Origin of the sequence: Streptomyces sp. SID5785 (assembly GCF_009870065.1) — a bacterium.
Classification (GTDB): domain Bacteria; phylum Actinomycetota; class Actinomycetes; order Streptomycetales; family Streptomycetaceae; genus Streptomyces.
The window spans coordinates 1-20,269 of sequence record NZ_WWIA01000236.1 but is presented as its reverse complement, the minus strand read 5'-3'; the positions used below and the strand labels follow the sequence as shown (position 1 = coordinate 20,269).

Genomic DNA, 20,269 nt, shown 5'->3' with positions numbered 1-20,269 from the left:
GGGGAAGGGGTGGGACGCGGCGCCGCGGGCTTCGCGGGCGCGGCCTTGCGCGGCGCGGACTTGCCGCCGCCGCCATTGCCCTGCTGGAGGGCATCAGTCAACTTGCGTACAACCGGCGCCTCGATCGTCGAGGACGCCGAACGTACGAATTCACCGAGTTCTTGGAGCTTGGCCATGACGACCTTGCTCTCCACGCCGAACTCCTTGGCGAGTTCGTATACCCGGACCTTAGCCACTTCGCTCCTTTTAGGTCCGGGTTACGCCGGACCGTCGCTACTTCATGGGCGTACTCATCGCGTGCTCATCGAGTGCTCATCGCAATCTCGACCTACTTCCAACTCGCGGGGTACCAGGGCCGCGCGGGGGTTCCGCACGGCGCTTCTTACGGTGTTGCCTGTTCGACGCGGTGGCGCAGGGCCTCCGTGTCGAACGGACCAGGGGCTTTGAACGCCCTCTGGAACGCCCGGCGGCGAACCGCCAGGTCGAGACAGACCAGGGCGGGGTGCACATACGCACCCCGGCCGGGCAGCGTACCGCGATCATCGGGGACGCATGCGCCCTCGACGATCACGATCCGCAGCAGATCGCTCTTGGCCGCCCGCTCGCGGCAACCCACGCAGGTTCGCTCAGGGCATGCGCCGACGTGCGTCCGGCCAGACACCGTTAAGTCTACCTCCCCGTATCGACCTCACCCCTTCGGGGGAAAAATCGAACGGCTGTTTACCGTCACATACTGTCGTGATCCAAGCGCAGCGCGCTCGGGATTATTCCCCGTCGGCCGGGCCGGCCTGCTCGGTGTCCGGCCGGATGTCGATGCGCCAGCCGGTCAGCCGGGCCGCCAGCCGGGCGTTCTGCCCCTCCTTGCCGATGGCGAGGGAGAGCTGGTAGTCCGGGACCGTCACACGGGCGGAGCGGGCGCCGAGGTCGACGATCTCGACCTTGGAGACCCGGGCCGGGGAGAGCGCGCTCGCCACCATGTCGGCCGGGTCGTCGGACCAGTCCACGATGTCGATCTTCTCGCCGTTGAGCTCGCCCATGACATTGCGCACACGGCCGCCCATGGGGCCGATGCAGGCACCCTTGGCGTTGAGCCCGCTGCGGGTCGAGCGGACGGCGATCTTGGTGCGGTGGCCGGCCTCGCGCGCGATGGCGGCGATCTCGACGGAACCGTCGGCGATCTCCGGCACCTCGAGCGCGAAGAGCTTCTTGACCAGGTTCGGGTGCGTGCGCGACAGCGTCACGGACGGACCGCGCACGCCCTTCGCGACGCGGACGACGTAGCTGCGCAGGCGCAGGCCGTGCGGGTACTCCTCGCCCGGCACCTGCTCCTGCACCGGCAGGATCGCCTCGAGCTTGCCGATGTCCACCAGCACGTTCTTCGGGTCGCGGCCCTGCTGGACGACGCCCATCACGATGTCGCCCTCGCGGCCCGCGTACTCGCCGAGCGTCGCGTCGTCCTCGGCGTCGCGCAGCCGCTGCAGGATGACCTGCTTGGCGGTCGTGGCGGCGATACGGCCGAAGTCCGAGGGCGTGTCGTCGAACTCGCGCGGCTCCTGGCCCTCGTCCAGGTCGTCCGCGTCCTCCTTCGCCCAGACCGTCACGTGGCCGCTCTCGCGGTCGAGCTTCACGCGCGCCTGGCGGCGGCTTCCCTCGGTGCGGTGGTAGGCGATGAGGAGGGCCGACTCGATCGCCTCGACCAGCAGATCGAAGGAGATCTCCTTCTCCCGGACCAGACCCCGCAGGGCGCTCATGTCGATGTCCACGGCTACGCCTCCTCTTCGTTCTTGTTCTTGCGGTTGAACTCGACCTGGACGCGCGCCTGGGCGATGTCCGTGAAGTCGAGCCCGCGGGCGGTGGCCTTGCGGCCCTTCACGCCCGGTACTTCGAGGTCGAGACCCGTGTCGTCGACCTCCAGGATGCGGGCGACGACCTCGCTGTCGTCCGTCAGCCGGAACCGGACCAGGCGGCCGGTCGCGCGGACGTAGTGCCGGTGCTCGGTCAGCAGGCGCTCGGCGCCGGGGGTGCCGACCTCGAGCTCGTACTCGCCCTGGCCCATCGCGTCGGTCTCGTCGAGCTTCGCCGAGAGCGCGCGGCTCACATCGGCGATCGCGTCCAGGTCGGCGCCCTCGTCCGCGTCGACGACGACGCGCAGCACACGCTTGCGTCCGACCGAGGCCACGTCGATCTCTTCGAGATCGAGCCCCTGTGAGCTGACGAGCGGTTCCAGTAGTTCCCGCAGCCTCTCGTTCTGGGTGGTGCTCATCCGGGTGACTCCTCGGCCGCGTGTGCTGTTGTGGTCGCAAGCAATCCCTGCGCGTCAGGTCAAAGGGTATCCGGTCCAGGGGGGTGTTGCCGTCCACCTGGCGGGTGCCGAAGGTACGGTGATCTTCACGTCACCCATCGCTCATAATGCCGAATCGTTTCCGGAGACTTTTCCGGTCCTTCCCGCCGAGGACGCCCGCCGTGCCGCTCACCCCTCACGCCCCGACCGGGCCACGCCGCAGGACCCTGCTCGCCGCACTGGCCGGGGCCACGGCCCTGCTGACCGCGTGCTCCGGCGAGGGGGACAGCGCCGAGGGCGGCCGCGGCGCACCGTCCGTCTCGCAGGACCGCAGACTGCGGGCACAGGCCGCCCGGGACAGCGCGGACCTGCTCGGCCGCTACGACGACGCGCTCGGCGCCCGTCCCGCGCTCGCCGGACGGCTCGACCCGCTGCGCTCCGAGGTCGAGCGGCACGTGAAGGCGTTCGGCGGGGCCGCCGAGCCCACCCGGATGGCCGGGGCGCCCTCGCCGACGTCCGGCCCGGTCGCCGAGAAGGACGTCCTGAAGGCGCTCGCGGCGGCCGAGCGCGAGCTGTCGGACCGGCGGCTGGGCGCGCTCGTGGACGCCCCGGCCGAACTGGCCAGGCTGCTGGCCTCGGCGGCGGCGGCCGGCGCCGCACACGCGTACCTGCTCACGGAGGGCTGACCGGGATGACGGAGAACGAGCTGCTCGCGGCGGTGCAGGCCGCACTGCGCGCCGAGCACGCGGCGGTGTACGGGTACGGCGTGGTCGGCGGCCGGATCGGGGCGAAGCGCCGGGCCGAGGCCCGCTCCGACTACGACGCGCACCGGACCCGCCGGGACGAGCTGCGGCGCACGGTGCGGGACCTCGGCGCCGAGCCGGAGGGGTCGGCCGGGGCGTACGCGCTGCCGTTCCCGGTGCCGGACGCGGCGGCCGCGGCCCGGCTCGCGGCGGACCTCGAGGACAGGATCGCGGGCGTCTACTCGGACCTCGTACGGGCGGCGAGCGGGGACCGGCGGCGCAGCGCGGCGGACGCGCTGCGCGAGGCGGCGGTCCGTGCGGTGCGCTGGCGCGGCGGCAGCGTAGCCTTCCCTGGGCTCACCGAACGGGCCGTGGTGCCGTCCGCCTCGGCCTCCGGTTCCTCGGTGCGGCCGGACAGTTAGGCAGTCTTCGGAAGGGAATCCTCGCGCATGGCATTCGAACCGCCTTCGCGCCTTGTGAACGCGCTCGGCGAGGTGCGCGACGAGGGGGCGTCCGCGTGGCTCGCCCGGGTCGGCACCCTGCTCGAGGAGGCGGCGGCCCGGCGCGGGGTCGGCGTGGACCGGATCCACGTGCCCGGCGGGCGCAGCAGCCTCGTCGCCCATGTGCGGACGGCGGACAGTACGCCGGCCGTGCTGAAGCTGGCGCCCGAGCGGTTCCGCCCCGAGGCGGAGCGGGCGGCGCTGACGCACTGGGACGGCTTCGGTGCGGTGCGGCTGCTCGATCCGGGGCCCAGCGACGGCGCCCTGCTCCTGGAGCGGCTGCACCCCGAGGTGTCCGTGCGGACGCTCCCGGAGGCGAAGGCGCTGCTCGAGGCGGCGGGGACGCTGCGCCGGCTGTGGGTGGACCCGCCGGCGGGGCGCAACTGCGAGACGGTGCCCGAGCGCACCGGTCGGCAGGCGGCGCTGATGAAGGCCACGGTCGAGGGTTTCCCCGAGGTGGCGCCGCTGGTGGACGCGGCGCTCGGGGCACGGGACGAGCTGGTCGGCGCGCCGCCCGAACTGCGGCTGCTGCACGGCACGTTCCGGCAGAGCAAGGTGCTCGCGGGCGAGCGGATGCCGTGGCTCGCGGTGGGTCCCGACCCGGTGGTCGGCGAGTGCGCCTTCGACCTGGCCCGGCTGGTGCGCGACCGGGTCGAGGACCTGATCGGCTCGCCGTCCGGGCCCGCGATCACGCGCCGCCGTGTGCGGAAGCTCGCCGAGTCCCTGGAGGTGGACCAGGAGCGGCTGCGCGGCTGGACGCTGTTCCGTGCGGTGGAGTCGGGGGTGCGGGCGCTGCGCGTGGGGCGCGAGCGCGACGGCGAGAACCTGTTGGAGTTCGCGGGCTGGCTCTGACCCGGGCCGCTACGCCCCGTCCAGCGTCTTCGCGTACGTGACGCAGGGGCGGCCCGAGCGGGTCGTGGTGCCGGTGGGGTGGAAGCCCGTGCGCTGCAGGACGGCGCGGGATGCCTGGTTCCCGGGTTCGGCCGCCGCGGTGATGCGGGTGAGGCCGTAGTCCTCGCGGGCCAGGGTGAACAGGCGGCGGACGGCCTCGGTGGCCAGGCCCCTGCCGGTGGCGTGCGCGGCCAGCCGGAAGCCGAGTTCGGCGCTGCCGTCGGCGAGGTCGAACAGGTTGAAGCGGCCCAGGATCTCGCCCTCGGCGGTGACCAGGACGTGCATGCGCAGGGTGCCCTCGGCCTGTTCGGCGAGGTTCGCGGTGTGCCGGACGGCGAACTCGCGGAAGTAGGCGTCGCCGCGGTCGGGGACGCTGGCCGCGAAGTAGCCGCGGTTGTCCTGCTCGAAGGTGAGGAGCGCGTCCGCGTGGTCGGCTCGGAGAGGCTGCAGTTCGGGCATGGCGCGACCCTAGACGTGCGCCGCACATCGATACAGCCCCGCGCCCCTGAAGGGGCGCGGGGAACCGCGCGCGAAGCCCACCGGCCCGCAGCCGGTGGCGGCGGGCCGGGCCGGGGCGGGGATCAGGCAGAGGTCAGGCGGGCCACGGCCTCCTCGACCGTCAGCTCCTCGCGCTCACCGGTACGGCGGTCCTTGAGCTCGACGACGCCGTCGGCGCTGCGGCGGCCCGCGACGAGGATCTGCGGGATGCCGATGAGCTCCGAGTCGGTGAACTTGACGCCGGGCGAGATTCCGGGGCGGTCGTCGACCAGGACGCGCACACCGGCGGCGGCCAGCCGGTCCGAGACGTCGAGGGCGAGCTCGGTCTGCAGGGCCTTGCCGGCGGCGACGACGTGGACGTCGGCCGGGGCGATCTCGGCGGGCCAGATCAGGCCCTTGTCGTCGGCGTGCTGCTCGGCGAGGGCGGCGACGGCGCGGGAGACGCCGATGCCGTAGGAGCCCATGGTGACGCGGACCGGCTTGCCGTTCTGGCCGAGGACGTCGAGCTGGAAGGCGTCGGCGTACTTGCGGCCGAGCTGGAAGATGTGGCCGATCTCGATGGCGCGGTCCAGCTTGAGGCCGGTGCCGCACGCGGGGCACGGGTCGCCCTCCTGGACGACCACGACGTCGACGTAGGTGTCGACCTCGAAGTCGCGGCCCGCGACGACGTTCTTCGCGTGCACGCCGTCCTTGTTGGCGCCGGTGATCCAGGCGGTGCCGGGGGCGATGCGCGGGTCCGCGAGGTAGGGGACCTTCTCCAGGCCCTGCGGGCCGACGTAGCCGCGCACGAGGTCGGGGCGGTCGGTGAAGTCCTCGGCGGTGACGAGCTCGACCGCGGCCGGGGCGAAGTGCGCCTCGACCTTGTCCATGTCGACCTCGCGGTCGCCGGGGACGCCGATGGCGACGATCTCTCCGTCGACCTTCACCAGCAGGTTCTTCAGCGTGGCGGCCGCCTCGACACCGAGGTGCGCGGCGAGCGTCTCGATGGTCGGGGTGTCGGGGGTGGGGATCTCCTCGAGCGCGGCGACGCCCTCGGCGTCCACCGGCTTCAGCGCGAACGAGACGGCCTCGGTGTTGGCGGCGTAGTCGCAGTGCGGGCAGTCGGCGAAGGTGTCCTCGCCGGCGCCGGCCGGGGCGAGGAACTCCTCGGACTTGGAGCCGCCCATGGCGCCGGCGGTCGCGGCGCAGATGCGGTAGTCGAGGCCGAGGCGCTCGAAGATGCGCTGGTAGGCGGCGCGGTGCAGGGCGTAGGACTGGTCGAGGCCCTCGTCCTCCAGGTCGAAGGAGTAGGAGTCCTTCATGAGGAACTCGCGGCCGCGCAGGATGCCGGCCCGGGGGCGGGCCTCGTCGCGGTACTTCGACTGGATCTGGTAGAGGACGACGGGCAGGTCCTTGTAGGACGTGCACTGGTCCTTGACCAGGAGGGTGAAGATCTCCTCGTGGGTGGGGCCGAGGAGGTAGTCGCCGCCCTTGCGGTCGTTGAGGCGGAACAGTTCGGCGCCGTACTCGCTCCAGCGGCCGGTCGCCTCGTAGGGCTCGCGGGGCAGCAGGGCGGGGAGGGTGACCTCCTGGGCGCCGATGGCGTCCATCTCCTCGCGGACCACGCGCTCCACGTTGGCGAGGACCTTCTTGCCGAGCGGGAGCCAGGACCAGATGCCCGCGGCGGTGCGGCGCACGAAACCGGCGCGCACGAGGAGCTTGTGGCTGAGCACCTCGGCGTCCGCCGGGTCGTCGCGCAGTGTCTTCACCATCAAGCGTGACATGCGCTGGACCTGGACCTTGGCCATGATTCTGACTCCTGCTCTGGGGGTCCCCCCTGCTCGTTGCGAAGCGGAGAGCTTGGGGAAGGGTGGTCCCTGGAGGTTAGCCGGGGCCCGGCCGCCGCCGGAAATCGGTTATGCGGGGCGGCGCAGCGGGAGCGGGGCGCCCATGACGGCGTACGGCTTCGGGGCGCTCGGGAACAGCACCTGGCGGGCCAGATCCTCGTAGCCCAGGGAGCGGTAGAGGCCGCGGGCCGGGCTCTCGTGGTCGATCGCGGAGAGGATCGAGCGGGGCTGGATCGCGTCGTCGGTGATGAGGGTGATCAGGGCCCGGCCGATGCCGCGGTTCTGGAAGCCGGGGTGGACGTGCAGCTCGGTGATGACGAACGCGTCGTCGAGCCAGTGCTCGGTGCCGCGGGCGCGCAGGTACGGCTCGACGACCGAGGACCACCAGTGCATGCGGTCGTTCGGCATGCCGTAGACGAAGCCGACGAGCCGGCCGGTCTCGGTCGTGGCGCCGAGGGCGCGCGCCCCCGGGTACGTCATGTGCCGCTGCACGATCTGCCGGCGTACGGCGATCTCGTCGTCACTGAGCCCGAAGGCGTGGGCCTGGACGGCGAGGGCCTCGTCGACGCGGCTGCCCAGGTCGAGGGGGCCGATGGAGACGGGGTTCGGGAGCGGCATGAGCGGAGCGTACCCGGGGTGACGGGAAGGAGGTACGGGGCCCGGCGGGCGGCGTGGGTGTGGAGGACGAAGAGTTCTGGGGCGTGTGTCGAGGCACGCCCTAGAACAGGACGCTCATGAACGCGCCGACCTCTTCGAACCCCACCCGGCGGTAGGCGGCGCGGGCCGGGGTGTTGAAGTCGTTCACGTAGAGGCTGACGACGGGCGCCACATCGGCGAGGGCGTACCGCAGGACGGCCGCCATGCCGGGGGCGGCGAGGCCGCGGCCGCGGTACTCGGGGGCGACCCAGACGCCCTGGATCTGGCAGGCCCGGTCGGTCGCGGCACCGATCTCGGCCTTGAAGGCGACCTTGCCGTGCTCGTCGAGCCGGGCGAAGGAGCGGCCCGAACCGACCAGCTCGGCGACCCGGGCCTGGTAGAGCAGCCCGCCGTCCCCGGCCAGCGGGGAGACGCCGACCTCCTCGGTGAACATCGCCACGCACGCCGGCATGATCGTGTCCATCTCGTCCTTGCGGATCCGGCGCACGTACGGGTCCGGGACGACGGCCTCCGGCATCCGGTCCGCGACCATGAGGGGCTGATGCGCCCGGACTTCGCGGGGCGGGCCCCAGCTGGGCTCCAGGAGGCTCCACAGCCGGGCGGTGGGCCCGGCCGGGCCCACGATCGAGGAACAGCGGCGGCCGGCCCGGCGGGCGCGGTCCGCGAAGCCGCGCACCGCGCGGTCGGTGGCGCAGATCGGGACCAGGTTGGCGCCCGCGTAGCACAGGGACTGCAGCATGCCGTCCTCGTACCAGCCCCACATCTCGCCGCCGAGCCGCCACGGGTCGAGGCCCGCGATGCGGACGCGGGCCGTCACGAAGGCATTGGCGACGGGCTCGCGGTCGAGTACGGCGAGCGCTGCGTCGAGGTCACTCGGTTCGAGGACCCGGGTAGTGGTCTGAGTCAACACGTGCGGGGCCTTCGTGGCGGGGCTGCTGATCTCCGCACTGTACCTGCCGGTGCTGCGCGCCGCCCCGCCTCCGGGTCTGCGGACCGCGGGGGGGTGCGGGCTCGTCGTGCTCACCGCGCACCTGCAGACGCCGCTCCCGCCGGACACGGCGGACGAGCGGCGCCCGGGAAGGATCTGCGGGATCAGCCCGCCACGGCCACCGAAGGCTCGCCGGAGGCGACGCCGTCCTTCTCCATCTGCTCGGCGATCTTCATCGCCTCCTCGATCAGCGTCTCGACGATCTTCGACTCGGGGACGGTCTTGATGACCTCGCCCTTGACGAAGATCTGGCCCTTGCCGTTGCCGGAGGCGACGCCGAGGTCGGCCTCGCGGGCCTCGCCCGGGCCGTTCACGACGCAGCCCATCACCGCGACGCGGAGCGGGACCTCCATGCCGTCGAGCCCGGCCGTGACCTCCTCGGCGAGCTTGTACACGTCGACCTGGGCGCGGCCGCAGGACGGGCAGGACACGATCTCCAGGCGGCGGGGCTTCAGGTTGAGCGACTCCAGGATCTGGTTGCCCACCTTGATCTCCTCGACCGGCGGGGCCGACAGGGAGACGCGGATCGTGTCGCCGATGCCCTCGGAGAGCAGCGCACCGAACGCGACGGCGGACTTGATCGTGCCCTGGAAGGCCGGACCGGCCTCGGTCACGCCCAGGTGCAGGGGGTAGTCGCACTTCTCGGCGAGCAGCCGGTAGGCGTTGACCATGACCACCGGGTCGTTGTGCTTCACCGAGATCTTGATGTCCCGGAACCCGTGCTCCTCGAAGAGGGACGCCTCCCACAGCGCGGACTCGACGAGCGCCTCGGGGGTGGCCTTGCCGTACTTCTGGAGCAGCCGGCGGTCCAGCGAACCCGCGTTGACCCCGATCCGGATCGGGGTGCCGTGGTCCTTCGCCGCCTGGGCGATCTCCTTGACCTTGTCGTCGAACTGCTTGATGTTGCCCGGGTTGACCCGGACCGCGGCGCAGCCGGCCTCGATGGCCGCGAAGACGTACTTCGGCTGGAAGTGGATGTCCGCGATCACCGGGATCTGCGACTTCCTGGCGATGACGGGCAGCGCGTCGGCGTCGTCCTGCGTGGGGCAGGCCACGCGGACGATCTGGCAGCCGGAGGCGGTGAGCTCGGCGATCTGCTGGAGCGTCGCGCCGATGTCGGACGTGCGCGTCGTGGTCATCGACTGGACGGAGACCGGGGCGTCGCCGCCGACGGCGACCGTGCCGACCTGGATCTGCCGGCTCTTGCGCCGCTCGGCGAGCTTGGTCGGTACGTCCGGCATGCCGAGTGAAATCGCAGTCATCTGCTGTGCAACCCCAAGGTGTGGATCGAGTCCCAGGTTTCCGAGATTACGTCACCGGCGCGCGGCCGGGCACATCGCGCCCCCTCGACTCCCCCAAAGAGGGACGGCCGGGCACCCAGGGTGCCCGGCCGTCCTGAACAGCGTCCGGTCAGGAGATTTTCACCGGGTTAACGACGTCGGCGATCAGCACCAGGATCGTGAAGCAGACGAAGACTCCGGCCACCACGTACGCGACGGGCATGAGCTTCGCCACGTCGAACGGACCCGGATCGGGGCGCCGGAAGACGCGTGCCAGGTTCCGCCGCAGTGCCTCCCACAGCGCTCCCGCGATGTGCCCGCCGTCGAGCGGGAGCAGCGGCAGCATGTTGAAGAGGAACAGCGAGAGGTTGAAGCCCGCGACGAGCATCAGCGCCATGGCGAGCTGCTGGGTCGCCGGGATGTCCATGGTGAAGATCTCGCCGCCGACCCGGGCCGCGCCGACGACGCCCATCGGGGAGTCCTGCTCGCGGGGGCCGTCGCCGAACGCCGCGTCCCACAGGGCGGGGATCTTCGCGGGCAGCGCGACGATGGAGTCGACGGCGTCGCCGACCCGGTCGGTCATCCAGCCCACGGAGTCGCCGAAGTCCTGGTGGACGACGCCGGTGGCCGCGCTGAAGCCGAGGAAGCCCGCGTTCACGTACCCGTCGACGACCTGGCCGCTGGAGTCCTTCTTCGCCACCTGGTTGGTGGCGATCTTCGCGGTCAGCGTCTTCTGCTGTCCGTCGCGCTCGACGACGATCGGGACGGTCCGCCCGGCGCTGTCACGGATCTTGTCGGACAGCGTGTTCCACTCGTCCGTGCGGACGCCGTCGAAGGAGACGATCTTGTCCTTCGGCTGCAGTCCGGCCGCCTTCGCCGGGGACTGCGGGTCGGAGGCCTTGCAGGTGTCCCGCTCCTGGCTGGCCTTGATGACACAGGGCGAGACGGACGACACCACATTGGTCTGCTGGACGATGCCGAAGCCCATCAGGACGACGAAGAACAGGGCGACGGCCAGGACGAGGTTCATGAACGGTCCGGCGAACATGACGATCACGCGCTTCCACGGCTTGCGCGTGTAGAAGAGGCGCGACTCGTCGCCGGGCTGTAGCTCCTCGAAGGCGGCCGCGCGGGCGTCCTCGACCATCGACCGGAACGGCGAGGTCGAGCGCGACTCGATCCTGCCGTCGGCGCCGGGCGGGAACATGCCGATCATCCGGATGTAGCCGCCGAGCGGGATGGCCTTGACGCCGTACTCGGTGTCGCCCTTGCGGCGCGAGAAGAGGGTGGGCCCGAAGCCGACCATGTACTGCGGCACCCGGATGCCGAACATCTTGGCCGTCGACAGGTGGCCCAGCTCGTGCCACGCGATGGAGATGAGCAGGCCCACCACGAAGACGACTATGCCGAGGATCATCATCAAGGTCGTCATGCACGGGCCTCCGCGGCTGCCTTGTCCGTCGTCGTGAGTTCACGGGCCCGGGCACGGGCCCAGGTCTCCGCTTCGAGGACGTCCGCGACGGTCAGGGAAGTTCCCGTTCCGGGGGTGCCGTGCTCCTCTACGACCTTCGTCACGGTCTCCATGATGCCGTTGAACGCGAGCGAGCCGGACAGGAACGCGTCGACGCACTCCTCGTTGGCGGCATTGAACACCGCCGGGGCCGTGCCCGCGAGCTCCCCCACGTGCCGGGCGAGCCCCACGGAGGGGAACGCCTCGGTGTCGAGCGGGAAGAACTCCCAGGTCGACGCCTTGGTCCAGTCGAAGGCGGGGGCCGCGTCGGGGATCCGCTCGGGCCAGCCGAGGCCGATCGCGATCGGGCCGCGCATGTCGGGCGGGGTCGCCTGGAGGAGCGACGAGCCGTCCACGTACTCGACCATCGAGTGCACGAAGGACTGCGGGTGCACGACGACCTCGATGCGGTCGAAGGGGATGTCGTACAGAAGGTGCGCCTCGATGACCTCCAGGCCCTTGTTGACCAGGGTCGCCGAGTTGACGGTGATGACCGGGCCCATCGCCCAGGTGGGGTGGGCCAGGGCCTGCTCGACGGTCACCTGCGCGAGGTCCGCCTTGGTGCGGCCGCGGAAGGGGCCGCCGGAGGCGGTGACGACCAGCTTGCGGACGTCGGCGCGGGTGCCCGCGGCGAGCGCCTGGAAGAGGGCGGCGTGCTCGGAGTCGACCGGGATGATCTGGCCGGGCCGCGCGATCCGCTTGACGAGCGGGCCGCCGACGATCAGCGACTCCTTGTTGGCGAGGGCGAGCGTGCGGCCCGCCTCCAGCGCGGCGAGCGTCGGGGCGAGGCCGATCGAGCCGGTGATGCCGTTGAGGACGGTGTGGCAGTCGCCGCGGCCGGCGATCTGTGTCGCGGCGTCCGGCCCGGCCAGGATCTCGGGCAGCTGCTCCCCCGGCCCGTACTGCGCGGCCAGCGCCTCGCGCAGCGCGGGCACGACGTCCTCGCGGGCCACGGCGACCGTGCGCACGCGCAGTCGGCGGGCCTGCTCGGCGAGCAGCGCGACGCGGCCGCCCGCGGCGCTGAGCGCGGTGACGCGGAACCGGTCCGGGTTGCGCAGCACGAGGTCGATCGCCTGCGTGCCGATCGACCCCGTCGAGCCCAGGACGACGATGTCCCGGGGGCCGTCGGCGGGGGCGGGGTCGAAGACCAGATGGGGGTCCGCGAGGGGTGAGGGGCTGGCGGGGCTTTCGGTCATCCCCCCATTCTTGCGTGCGCGGGCCGCGACTCCGACAGGGGCGCCCCGTCTTGTCAGCGGATCCGCCGGTGCACGTTCTCCCGCTCGCTCGGCCCGGGGGTCGCGTCGGCGATCCAGGGGCCGTCGCCGCTCGGGTCGAGGACGCCCTCCTCCAGCCAGGTGTACGCGCCGTCGAGGGTGGCCCGGACGACCTTGCGGTCCAGGTCGTCGGTGTGGGACCACAGGCGGGTGAACAGTTCCTCGACGCGGAGCCGGGACTGGCGGCAGAAGGTGTCGGCGAGCTGGTACGCCGCGCGGCCGTGCGGGCCGGTGGCGCGCAGGTGCTCGGCGCGGACGCAGGCGGCGCTCATGGCGAACAGTTCGGCGCCGATGTCGACGACGCGGCCGAGGAAGCCCTGCTTCGTCTCCATGCGGCCCTGCCAGCGGGACATGGCGTAGAAGGTGGACCGGGCGAGCTTGCGGGCGGAGCGCTCGACGTACCGCAGATGCGTGGCGAGCTCACCGAACTCCCCGTAGGCGGTGGGGAGTTGCCCGGGTCCCGCGACGAGCCCCGGCAGCCAGCGGGCGTAGAAGCCACCGGCCCGGACACCCGCCCTCGCCTTGTCGGCGAGCGTGGTGTCGGGGTCGATGAGGTCACCGGCGACGGAGAGGTGGGCGTCGACGGCCTCCCGGGCGATCAGCAGGTGCATGATCTCGGTGGAGCCCTCGAAGATGCGGTTGATGCGCAGGTCGCGCAGGAGCTGTTCGGCGGGGACGGCGCGCTCGCCGCGGGCGGCGAGGGACTCCGCGGTCTCGTAGCCGCGACCGCCGCGGATCTGGACGAGCTCGTCGGCGATCCGCCAGGCGGCCTCGGAGCCGTAGAGCTTGGCGAGGGCGGCCTCGATGCGGATGTCGTTGCGGTCCTCGTCGGCCATCTGGGAGGACAGGTCGACGAGCGCCTCGAGCGCGAACGTCGTGGCGGCGATGTAGCTGATCTTCGCGCCGACCGCCTCGTGGAGCGCGACGGGCCTGCCCCACTGCTCGCGGACCGCCGACCACTCACGGGCGATCTTCAGACACCACTTGCCCGCGCCGACGCACATCGCGGGCAGGGAGAGGCGGCCGGTGTTGAGTGTCGTGAGGGCGATCTTGAGGCCGGCGCCCTCGGGGCCGATGCGCCGGTCGGCGGGCACCCGGACCCGGTGGAAGCGGGTGACGCCGTTCTCGATGCCGCGCAGGCCCATGAAGGCGTTGCGGTGCTCGACGGTGATGCCCGCGGAGTCCGCCTCGACGACGAACGCGGTGATGCCGCCCGGGTGCCCCTCGGACGCGGGGACGCGGGCCATGACGACGAGGAGGTCGGCGACGACCCCGTTCGTGGTCCACAGCTTCACTCCGTCGAGGACGTACGCGTCACCGTCGGGGACGGCGGTGGTGGCGAGGCGTGCCGGGTCGGAGCCCACGTCCGGCTCGGTGAGCAGGAAGGCGCTGATGTCGGTGCGGGCGCAGCGCGGCAGGAAGCGGTCCTTCTGCTCCTGGGTGCCGAAGATCTTGACGGGCTGCGGCACGCCGATCGACTGGTGTGCGGAGAGCAGGGCGCCGATCGCCGGGGAGACGGAGCCGACGAGGGCCAGCGCCTTGTTGTAGTGGACCTGGGTGAGGCCGAGGCCGCCGTACCGGGGGTCGATCTTCATGCCGAGCGCGCCGAGCCGCTTCAGCCCCTCGACCGTCGCGTCGGGGACACGGGCCTCCCGCTCGATGCGGGCGGGGTCCACCTCGGTCTCGCAGAACGCGCGCAGCCGGGCGAGGAACTCCTCGCCGCGCCGCGCGTCGTCCTCGGCCGGTACCGGATGCGGGTGGATCAGGTCCAGGCGGAAGCGCCCGAGGAAGAGCTCCTTGGCGAAGCTGGGCTTGCGCCAGTCCTGCTCCCGGGCGGCCTCGGCGACCTGCCTCGCCTCACGCTCGGAGACCTTCGCCCGCGGTGGGCCGGACTCGGGGGACGGTACGGACATGGGGCCCACCTCGCCGCGCGTCGGGTCACCGGCCCGCCGCGGACGACCGGCCGGTGCTACCCGTCCGTCGTACCGGAGAACGGCCGCGGCGGCCAGCGCTCGCGCATCCGCCACGGGAAGCCACGACGGCCCGGGCCCCCGCACAGTGGGCCCGGGCCGTCGGGTGGTGCCGGCGCGCCGTACCGGAGCGCCGGGGTCACGGGGCGGGAATCAGAGGGCGAGGTCCGTCAGGACCAGGACGCGCTCGTAGGTGTAGTCGTCCATCGCGTAGCGGACGCCCTCGCGGCCGACGCCGGACTGCTTGGCGCCGCCGTAGGGCATCTGATCGGCGCGGTAGGAGGGGGCGTCGCCGATGACGACGCCGCCGACCTCGAGCGCCCGGTGCGCGCGGAACGCGGTCTGCAGGTCATGGGTGAACACACCCGCCTGGAGGCCGTACTTCGAGGAGTTGACCTCGGCGAAGGCCTCGGCCTCGCCGTCGACCTTCTTGACCGTGAGGACCGGGCCGAAGACCTCCTCCACGGCGATCGTCACGTCGCCGGGGACGTCGGCGAGGACGGTCGGGGCGTACGAGGCGCCGTCGCGCTTGCCGCCCGCGAGGAGCGTGGCTCCGGCGTCGACGGCCTCGGTGACCCAGGACTCGACGCGCTCGGCGGCGGCCTCGCTGACGAGGGGGCCCACGTCCGTGGCGTCGTCGGCCGGGTCGCCGGTGACCTGGGCCTCGACCGCCGCGACGATCTTCGGCAGCAGCCGGTCGTACACGGCGGCGTCCGCGATGACCCGCTGCACGGAGATGCAGGACTGGCCGCCCTGGTAGTTGGAGAAGGTGGCGATGCGGTTCGCGGCCCGGTCCAGGTCCTCCTCGGAGTCCCAGTCGCCGAGGACGACCGCCGCGCCGTTGCCGCCGAGCTCCAGCGTGCAGTGCTTGCGCGGCACGCTGTCCATGATCGCGTAACCGACCGGGCCCGAGCCGGTGAAGGAGATGACGGGGAGGCGCTCGTCCTGGACGAGGGCGGGCATGCGGTCGTTCGGGACGGTCAGGACCGACCACGAACCGGCCGGCAGGTCCGTCTCGGCGAGCAGCTCGCCGAGGACGAGGGAGGACAGCGGCGTGGCGGGCGCCGGCTTCAGGATGATCGGGGCGCCGACCGCGATGGCCGGGGCCACCTTGTGGGCGCTCAGGTTCAGCGGGAAGTTGAACGGCGCGATACCGAGGACGACGCCCTTGGGGATGCGGCGGGTGAGCGCGAGCCGGCCCTGGCCGCCCGCGTCGGTGTCGAGGCGCTGGGCGTCGCCGCTGTTCCAGCGGCGGGCCTCCTCGGCGGCGAAACGGAACACGGAGACGGCACGGCCCACCTCGCCGCGCGCCCACTTGATCGGCTTGCCGTTCTCGGCGGAGATCAGCCGGGCGATCTCCTCGGTGCGCTCGGCGAGGCGGTCGGCGACGTGGTTCAGCGCCTTGGCGCGCACGTGGGCCGGGGTCGCGGCGAACGTGTCGCGGACGGCGTGCGCGGCGGCGACGGCCTCCTCGACCTGGGCCTCGGTCGCGACGGCCACGGTGCCGACGAGGCGGTTGTCGTAGGGGTTGTGGACGTCGAGCGTCTCGGTGCCGGTGGCCTGGCGGCCGGCGAGCCAGAAGGCGTGGGTGGCGGTCATGGGTCGTGTACCGGCCTCTCCGTGGTGGTGGGGGTGAGCGTCGTGCGACCACGGTAGGGCTCCGCCGGGCGGGATCTTGTTGGCCGGGATGGAGTGTGCGACGGGGGTCGGTTCGACGGAATGGCGAACGCGGCGACCCGCTCGGTGGGTCGGGCGTGTGCGTGCGTGGCCGGGTGAGGCGCCGAGGCGGGCGCCGGGTCAGGCGCCGGGTCAGGCGCCGGGTCAGGCGCCGGTCGCCTTCAGGGCCAGCCAGAGCTCCATCCGGACGTCCGGGTCGTCCAGGGAGCGACCGAGGATCTCCTCCACGCGCCGCATCCGGTAGCGCAGGGTGTGCCGGTGGACGCCCAGGTCCGCGGCGGCCGCGTCCCACTGGCCGTGCCGCGACAGCCACGCCCGCAGCGAGGCGACCAGATCCCCGCGGCCCGTCGCGTCGTGGTCGCGCAGCGCCCGCAGCAGGCCGTCGGCGAACGCCCGCACCGCGTCGTCCGCGAGCAGCGGCAGGACGGACCCGGCGACGACGTCCTCGTGCTCGACGAGGATCCGGCCGCGCCGGCGGGCGACGGACAGCGCCTGTTCGGCCTGCTTGAAGGCGCCGGACGCGGCGATCGGCCCGGACGGCGCGGAGAAGCCGATGACGGGCTCCTCCCCCGTCGCCCCGTCGGCCCGCATCCCCTCGAGCACCTCGGCGTACCGCACGCACGCCTCGACGGCCGCGCCGCCGTCGACGGCGAGCAGGACGAGCCGCCGGCCGTCGGGCACGACGAGCACCGCCTCGCCGGAGCGGGCCGCGGCGGACTCCACGATGTCGGCGAGCGCGCCCAGCGGGTCCTCACCCGCGCCGGTGACCGCCTCGGCGAGCAGGGCGGCGGCGCCGGCCGGGGTGTCGCCGGCCGCGGCGACCCCGCTGGGCGGCGGCGCCCCGGTCTCGGCGAGGACCATACGGAACGGTGCGTCGAGCAGCGCCCCGTACAGGTCCCCGGCGACGGCCCGCGCATGGTCCGGCTCGCCCGCGAGGAGCATCCGCAGGACGGCGGAGCCGATGCGCTGCTCGGCGGCGTGCAGGGCGCGGGAGCGTTCGGTGGTGAGGGTGAGCAGGGCGATCGCGGAGTGCAGGGCGTAGCGCTCGGCGGTGCCGAGGGTGGCGGCGGTGCCGACGGCGAGCGCGGCGCGCGGCCCGCGGCCCGCACCGATGGAGTGCAGCTCGATGCGGTCCTCGGTGCCGGAGGCGACCACCGCGCTGGCGGGTGCGGGCCGCTCGCGCAGCCGCTCGACGTCGGGGGTGAGCCGGGCGGCGCGGCGGCCGGCCCACTCGGGAGCGGCGGCGACCACGGCGCCGGACGCGTCGTAGAGGGCGGCCCAGCCGTCGACCTGGGCGGCGAGGACGGCGAGGAGCCCGTCGGGGCCCTCGTTCAGGGCCTGCTTGGTGAGCTCGCGCTGCGCGGCGAAGCCGGAGGTCACCGCCCGGTACTGGTCGGCCGCGATGGCCGCGGAGACCGCCTTGCTGATGGCGATGAACGGCGTGCGCGGGGGCACCGCGAGCAGCGGCAGGCCCTCGCTCCGGGCGGCGTCGACGAGGGCCCCGGGGACGTCCTCGTAGTTGACGCCGACGGCGAACCCGAGGCCGACGACGCCCGCGCCGAGCAGGCGCTTGACGTACCGCCGCATCGCCTCGGGGTCCTCGGCGTCCAGCTTGAGGGCGGTGATCAGGAGCAGTTCGCCGCCCTCCATGTAGGGCACGGGGTCGGCGAGTTCGCTCACGTGGGCCCAGCGGACGGGCGTGTCCAGGCGTTCCTCGCCCGCCCGCACGGTGAGCTTGAGCGCCGAGTGGTGGACGAGCGAGGCGAGCGTGGGCGGCATGGGGCCTTCAGGTGTGGGGGTCTGTGCGGTGGCTCGGACGGGGCGTTCCTGTGAAGCTTTTGGCCGCACCGTATGAACGTCCCTTGCCGATTCTGCCTCACCGTACGTACTGCCCGTGCCGGGGCCCGGCGCCCGCGCGGCCCGCGCCGCCTTCCTCTCAGGGCCGCAGGTCGACGAGGAGCGGGGGCGCGTGCTCGCCGCGCACGGTGCTGACCGAGAGGACGGCGTGGCCGGGCGGGACCTCCTGGGCGAGCTGGGACGCGGACCAGCGCTCGCGCTCGACCTCGCGGACGGTGACCGCCTCGGTCGTGACCGCCTTGCCCGTGACCAGCTTGCGCAGCCGGTGGTAGGCGCGGGTCATGGGCTGGTCGGCGAAGACGGTGTGGTGGGCGACCTCCCTGGTCTCGACCCGTTCGGTGCCCCAGGCCTGGGCGAAGGCCCGGCCGTCCCAGGTGGAGATGCCCGCGAAGGCCATCCGGCAGCCGACCACCGAGAGCAGCGGTCCGTGCAGCGGCTCGGGTACCTCGGCGAGGGTGCGCAGGGCGAGCAGCACGCCGGCGCGGTGGCGGCGCAGCCCCTGGAGGCCGCGCACGGTCCCCGGGCTGAGGGCGCCGGCGGCGTCGTCGAGCAGCAGGCAGGCGAAGTGCCCGTCCTCGGGGCGGTCCCGGGTGACGCTCTGGAACTGGGCCAGGAGCAGCCGGTTGAGCAGCCGGGCCGCTTCCTCGTGCGCGCCGTCGGGCAGGCTGATCCGCACCCGCACCGGATGCTGGGCGACGGCCCGCAGCGCGAAGGGGCGGCCGTCGTCGCCGGAGCCGCCGAAGAAGTCGGCGAAGACGGGCCGGTCGAGCGCGGCGAGCCGGTCGGCGAGCACCGGGCCGAGGTCGCTCGCCGTGCCGATCTGGCGGATCCGGGAGTCGAGCTCGCGGCGCATCGCGGAGGCGGTGCCCTCGGGCAGCAGGCCGAGCAGGTCCTGGAGGGCCTCCGGGCGGGCCTCGAGCAGTTCGCGCAGGACGGGCACGGTCGGGAAGCGGCCGTGGGCGGCGCGGTAGGGGCCGATGAGCTGGGCCAGCACGGTCGCGGCCCGTGCGGTCTCCACGCCCTCGACGTCGCCGACGAGGCCCTCGGCGAGCAGCGCGGCGGCCTCGTCCGCGTCGGTGGTTCCGGCGTACAGGTCGAGGTCGTAGGGGGAGGCGGGGTCGCCGAGCCGGATCACGACGTCGTAGGCCTCGGCGGGGCCGAGCGGCGCGCTCGACGCGCCGACCGCGACGACGGAGCAGCCGCCGGCGAGCGCCTGGAGGGTGAGCGATTCGGCGACCGGTGCGACCAGGCGGCGGCTCTTGCCGGAGCCGGACGGGCCGACGGCGAGCAGCGAGGTGCCGAGCAGCGCGGGTTCGAGGGCGGCGCCGGCGCCGTGGAAGGTCCGCGGGGTGCGCTCGCCGTCGGCGTACCGGCCGATGCGCACCTGGCCGAGGAGCAGGTCGTGGGTGGCGGTGCGGCCGGGCAGGTCCCGCTCTCCGGAGGGGTGGGCGGCCGCGCGGCCGCCCTGTCCGAGCAGGGTGCGCACGAGGGCCGCGCGGCGGCCGGCGTCGTGGGCGGTGGCCGCCCAGGAGCGGCGCACGCGCGCGACGTCGACCTCGTTCATCCGGCCGTCGGCGACCTCGGCGGCGAGCCGGTCGGCGGCCGCGTGCTCCCCGGCCTCGCGCAGTTGCGGCCACTGGGAGCGGGGGGTGACGGGCCCCGCGGTCGCGGGGGCCGCCGCGCCGCGGGAGCGGTGGCGGAGCCAGAGCGCGCGCCACTCGCCGATGCGGGCGAAGGGCCACAGGACGACGGCCGTGATGAGCGCGTAGAGGGTGTAGACGAGGAGCGGCGAGCTGAAGGCCGTGTAGCCGCCGGTGACGAGGGCGACGAGGCCGAGCACGGTGTCGACGACGGGCAGCGGGTTCCAGTCCAGGCCGAAGGCGTCGGGCCAGACGAGGGCCTCGGCCGCGAAGGCCATGAGGGCGGCGAGCGCGGCGCGCACCGGCGGGGTGAAGCGGCCGAGGTAGTAGCGGGTGATCTTGCCCCAGGAGCCGAGGAAGCCGATCGCGCAGACGAGTCCGACGAGGAACAGCCCGTCGTAGACGTCCCGTGCGGCCCAGCCCTGCCACACCTTGGGGCTGGTCGTGTACCCGTACCACCACCAGCCGTTCGGGGTGAGCAGGTGCAGGAGGCTGACCTTGTAGGGGAAGACGTCCTTGCGCCAGGCCGACCACAGGACGAGACCGATGGCCAGCGGGATCACCATGCCGAGGACGGTGACGGGCCGCATGCGCGCGGTGTCGGGGGCGGGCGGGTCGTGCCGGAAGCGCCAGATGCCGGCCTCGGCCGCGGGGCGTGGGGCGTCCAGCCAGCGGGC

General features: G+C 73.2%; 18 protein-coding genes. 3 read left to right on the top strand and 15 right to left on the bottom strand.

Going from position 1 to position 20,269, the window contains the following annotated elements; genetic code table 11:
- The 4 genes from GTW43_RS07045 to rimP form a co-directional block, all read right to left on the bottom strand.
- Window positions 1–236 (bottom strand): translation initiation factor IF-2 N-terminal domain-containing protein (locus GTW43_RS07045; RefSeq protein ID WP_161300758.1); only part of this gene is annotated, 236 nt, incomplete at its 3' end.
- A 146-nt stretch (window positions 237–382) separates the two neighbouring features.
- A complete protein-coding gene (locus GTW43_RS07040) occupies window positions 383–661 on the bottom strand; it encodes a YlxR family protein (protein ID WP_161300757.1) in 279 nt (92 codons plus the stop codon).
- 103 nt (window positions 662–764) lie between these two features.
- Window positions 765–1,763 (bottom strand): transcription termination factor NusA, encoded by a 999-nt coding sequence (gene nusA / locus GTW43_RS07035; protein WP_161300756.1) that lies wholly within the window; start codon window positions 1,761–1,763, stop codon window positions 765–767.
- A 2-nt stretch (window positions 1,764–1,765) separates the two neighbouring features.
- A complete protein-coding gene (rimP, locus tag GTW43_RS07030; RefSeq protein WP_161300755.1) occupies window positions 1,766–2,263 on the bottom strand; it encodes a ribosome maturation factor RimP in 498 nt (165 codons plus the stop codon).
- Between the two features lie 200 nt (window positions 2,264–2,463).
- Between rimP and GTW43_RS07025 the strand changes: the two genes are divergently transcribed.
- The 3 genes from GTW43_RS07025 to GTW43_RS07015 are packed head-to-tail and all read left to right on the top strand — an operon-like array spanning window position 2,464 to window position 4,376.
- The gene (locus GTW43_RS07025) at window positions 2,464–2,967 is read left to right on the top strand and encodes a hypothetical protein (RefSeq protein ID WP_161300754.1); all 504 of its coding nucleotides are present in this window, start codon (window positions 2,464–2,466) and stop codon (window positions 2,965–2,967) included.
- 5 nt (window positions 2,968–2,972) lie between these two features.
- Window positions 2,973–3,446: a ferritin-like domain-containing protein gene (locus GTW43_RS07020; RefSeq protein ID WP_161300753.1), complete on the top strand. Its 474-nt coding sequence runs from the start codon at window positions 2,973–2,975 to the stop codon at window positions 3,444–3,446.
- A 27-nt stretch (window positions 3,447–3,473) separates the two neighbouring features.
- The gene (locus GTW43_RS07015; RefSeq protein WP_161300752.1) at window positions 3,474–4,376 is read left to right on the top strand and encodes an aminoglycoside phosphotransferase family protein; all 903 of its coding nucleotides are present in this window, start codon (window positions 3,474–3,476) and stop codon (window positions 4,374–4,376) included.
- A gap of 9 nt (window positions 4,377–4,385) precedes the next feature.
- Here the strand turns inward: GTW43_RS07015 and GTW43_RS07010 are convergent, their stop codons facing one another.
- From GTW43_RS07010 to GTW43_RS06960, 11 genes are all read right to left on the bottom strand, one after another.
- Window positions 4,386–4,874 carry a GNAT family N-acetyltransferase gene (locus GTW43_RS07010; RefSeq protein ID WP_161300751.1) on the bottom strand — a complete coding sequence of 163 codons (489 nt, stop codon included), beginning with the start codon at window positions 4,872–4,874 and terminating at the stop codon, window positions 4,386–4,388.
- 122 nt (window positions 4,875–4,996) lie between these two features.
- Entirely contained in the window at window positions 4,997–6,700 is a 1,704-nt protein-coding gene (locus GTW43_RS07005; RefSeq protein WP_161300750.1) for a proline--tRNA ligase, read from the bottom strand.
- A gap of 108 nt (window positions 6,701–6,808) precedes the next feature.
- Window positions 6,809–7,357, bottom strand: coding sequence for a GNAT family N-acetyltransferase (locus GTW43_RS07000; RefSeq protein ID WP_161300749.1), 549 nt, complete (start codon window positions 7,355–7,357; stop codon window positions 6,809–6,811).
- Window positions 7,358–7,457: 100 nt separating this feature from the next.
- Complete coding sequence (locus tag GTW43_RS06995) at window positions 7,458–8,306, bottom strand: GNAT family N-acetyltransferase (RefSeq protein ID WP_161300748.1); 849 nt, start codon at window positions 8,304–8,306, stop codon at window positions 7,458–7,460.
- A gap of 182 nt (window positions 8,307–8,488) precedes the next feature.
- A complete protein-coding gene (ispG, locus tag GTW43_RS06990; protein WP_161300747.1) occupies window positions 8,489–9,646 on the bottom strand; it encodes a flavodoxin-dependent (E)-4-hydroxy-3-methylbut-2-enyl-diphosphate synthase in 1,158 nt (385 codons plus the stop codon).
- 148 nt (window positions 9,647–9,794) lie between these two features.
- Window positions 9,795–11,096, bottom strand: coding sequence for a site-2 protease family protein (locus tag GTW43_RS06985; RefSeq protein WP_161300746.1), 1,302 nt, complete (start codon window positions 11,094–11,096; stop codon window positions 9,795–9,797).
- A complete protein-coding gene (dxr, locus tag GTW43_RS06980) occupies window positions 11,093–12,370 on the bottom strand; it encodes a 1-deoxy-D-xylulose-5-phosphate reductoisomerase (protein WP_161300745.1) in 1,278 nt (425 codons plus the stop codon). Before dxr ends, GTW43_RS06985 begins: the two co-directional genes overlap by 4 nt.
- A 53-nt stretch (window positions 12,371–12,423) precedes the next feature.
- The gene (locus GTW43_RS06975; protein WP_161300744.1) at window positions 12,424–14,361 is read right to left on the bottom strand and encodes an acyl-CoA dehydrogenase family protein; all 1,938 of its coding nucleotides are present in this window, start codon (window positions 14,359–14,361) and stop codon (window positions 12,424–12,426) included.
- 210 nt (window positions 14,362–14,571) lie between these two features.
- On the bottom strand, window positions 14,572–16,017 hold the full coding sequence (locus GTW43_RS06970) for an aldehyde dehydrogenase family protein (RefSeq protein WP_161300743.1): 1,446 nt from the start codon (window positions 16,015–16,017) through the stop codon (window positions 14,572–14,574).
- Between the two features lie 222 nt (window positions 16,018–16,239).
- The gene (locus GTW43_RS06965; RefSeq protein WP_161300742.1) at window positions 16,240–17,874 is read right to left on the bottom strand and encodes a PucR family transcriptional regulator; all 1,635 of its coding nucleotides are present in this window, start codon (window positions 17,872–17,874) and stop codon (window positions 16,240–16,242) included.
- Between the two features lie 157 nt (window positions 17,875–18,031).
- The coding region (locus GTW43_RS06960; protein ID WP_161300741.1) for an ATP/GTP-binding protein at window positions 18,032–20,269 on the bottom strand (2,238 nt) is incomplete at its 5' end.

What these genes read in the sequence shown, in the direction of transcription:
- rimP (WP_161300755.1), bottom strand. Translation starts at nt 2,263, where the DNA reads ATGAGCACCACCCAGAACGAGAGGCTGCGGGAACTACTGGAACCGCTC.
- GTW43_RS07020 (WP_161300753.1), top strand. Translation starts at nt 2,973, where the DNA reads ATGACGGAGAACGAGCTGCTCGCGGCGGTGCAGGCCGCACTGCGCGCC.
- GTW43_RS07015 (WP_161300752.1), top strand. Translation starts at nt 3,474, where the DNA reads ATGGCATTCGAACCGCCTTCGCGCCTTGTGAACGCGCTCGGCGAGGTG.
- GTW43_RS07010 (WP_161300751.1), bottom strand. Translation starts at nt 4,874, where the DNA reads ATGCCCGAACTGCAGCCTCTCCGAGCCGACCACGCGGACGCGCTCCTC.
- GTW43_RS07005 (WP_161300750.1), bottom strand. Translation starts at nt 6,700, where the DNA reads ATGGCCAAGGTCCAGGTCCAGCGCATGTCACGCTTGATGGTGAAGACA.
- GTW43_RS07000 (WP_161300749.1), bottom strand. Translation starts at nt 7,357, where the DNA reads ATGCCGCTCCCGAACCCCGTCTCCATCGGCCCCCTCGACCTGGGCAGC.
- ispG (WP_161300747.1), bottom strand. Translation starts at nt 9,646, where the DNA reads ATGACTGCGATTTCACTCGGCATGCCGGACGTACCGACCAAGCTCGCC.
- GTW43_RS06985 (WP_161300746.1), bottom strand. Translation starts at nt 11,096, where the DNA reads ATGACGACCTTGATGATGATCCTCGGCATAGTCGTCTTCGTGGTGGGC.
- dxr (WP_161300745.1), bottom strand. Translation starts at nt 12,370, where the DNA reads ATGACCGAAAGCCCCGCCAGCCCCTCACCCCTCGCGGACCCCCATCTG.
- GTW43_RS06975 (WP_161300744.1), bottom strand. Translation starts at nt 14,361, where the DNA reads ATGTCCGTACCGTCCCCCGAGTCCGGCCCACCGCGGGCGAAGGTCTCC.
- GTW43_RS06970 (WP_161300743.1), bottom strand. Translation starts at nt 16,017, where the DNA reads ATGACCGCCACCCACGCCTTCTGGCTCGCCGGCCGCCAGGCCACCGGC.
- GTW43_RS06965 (WP_161300742.1), bottom strand. Translation starts at nt 17,874, where the DNA reads ATGCCGCCCACGCTCGCCTCGCTCGTCCACCACTCGGCGCTCAAGCTC.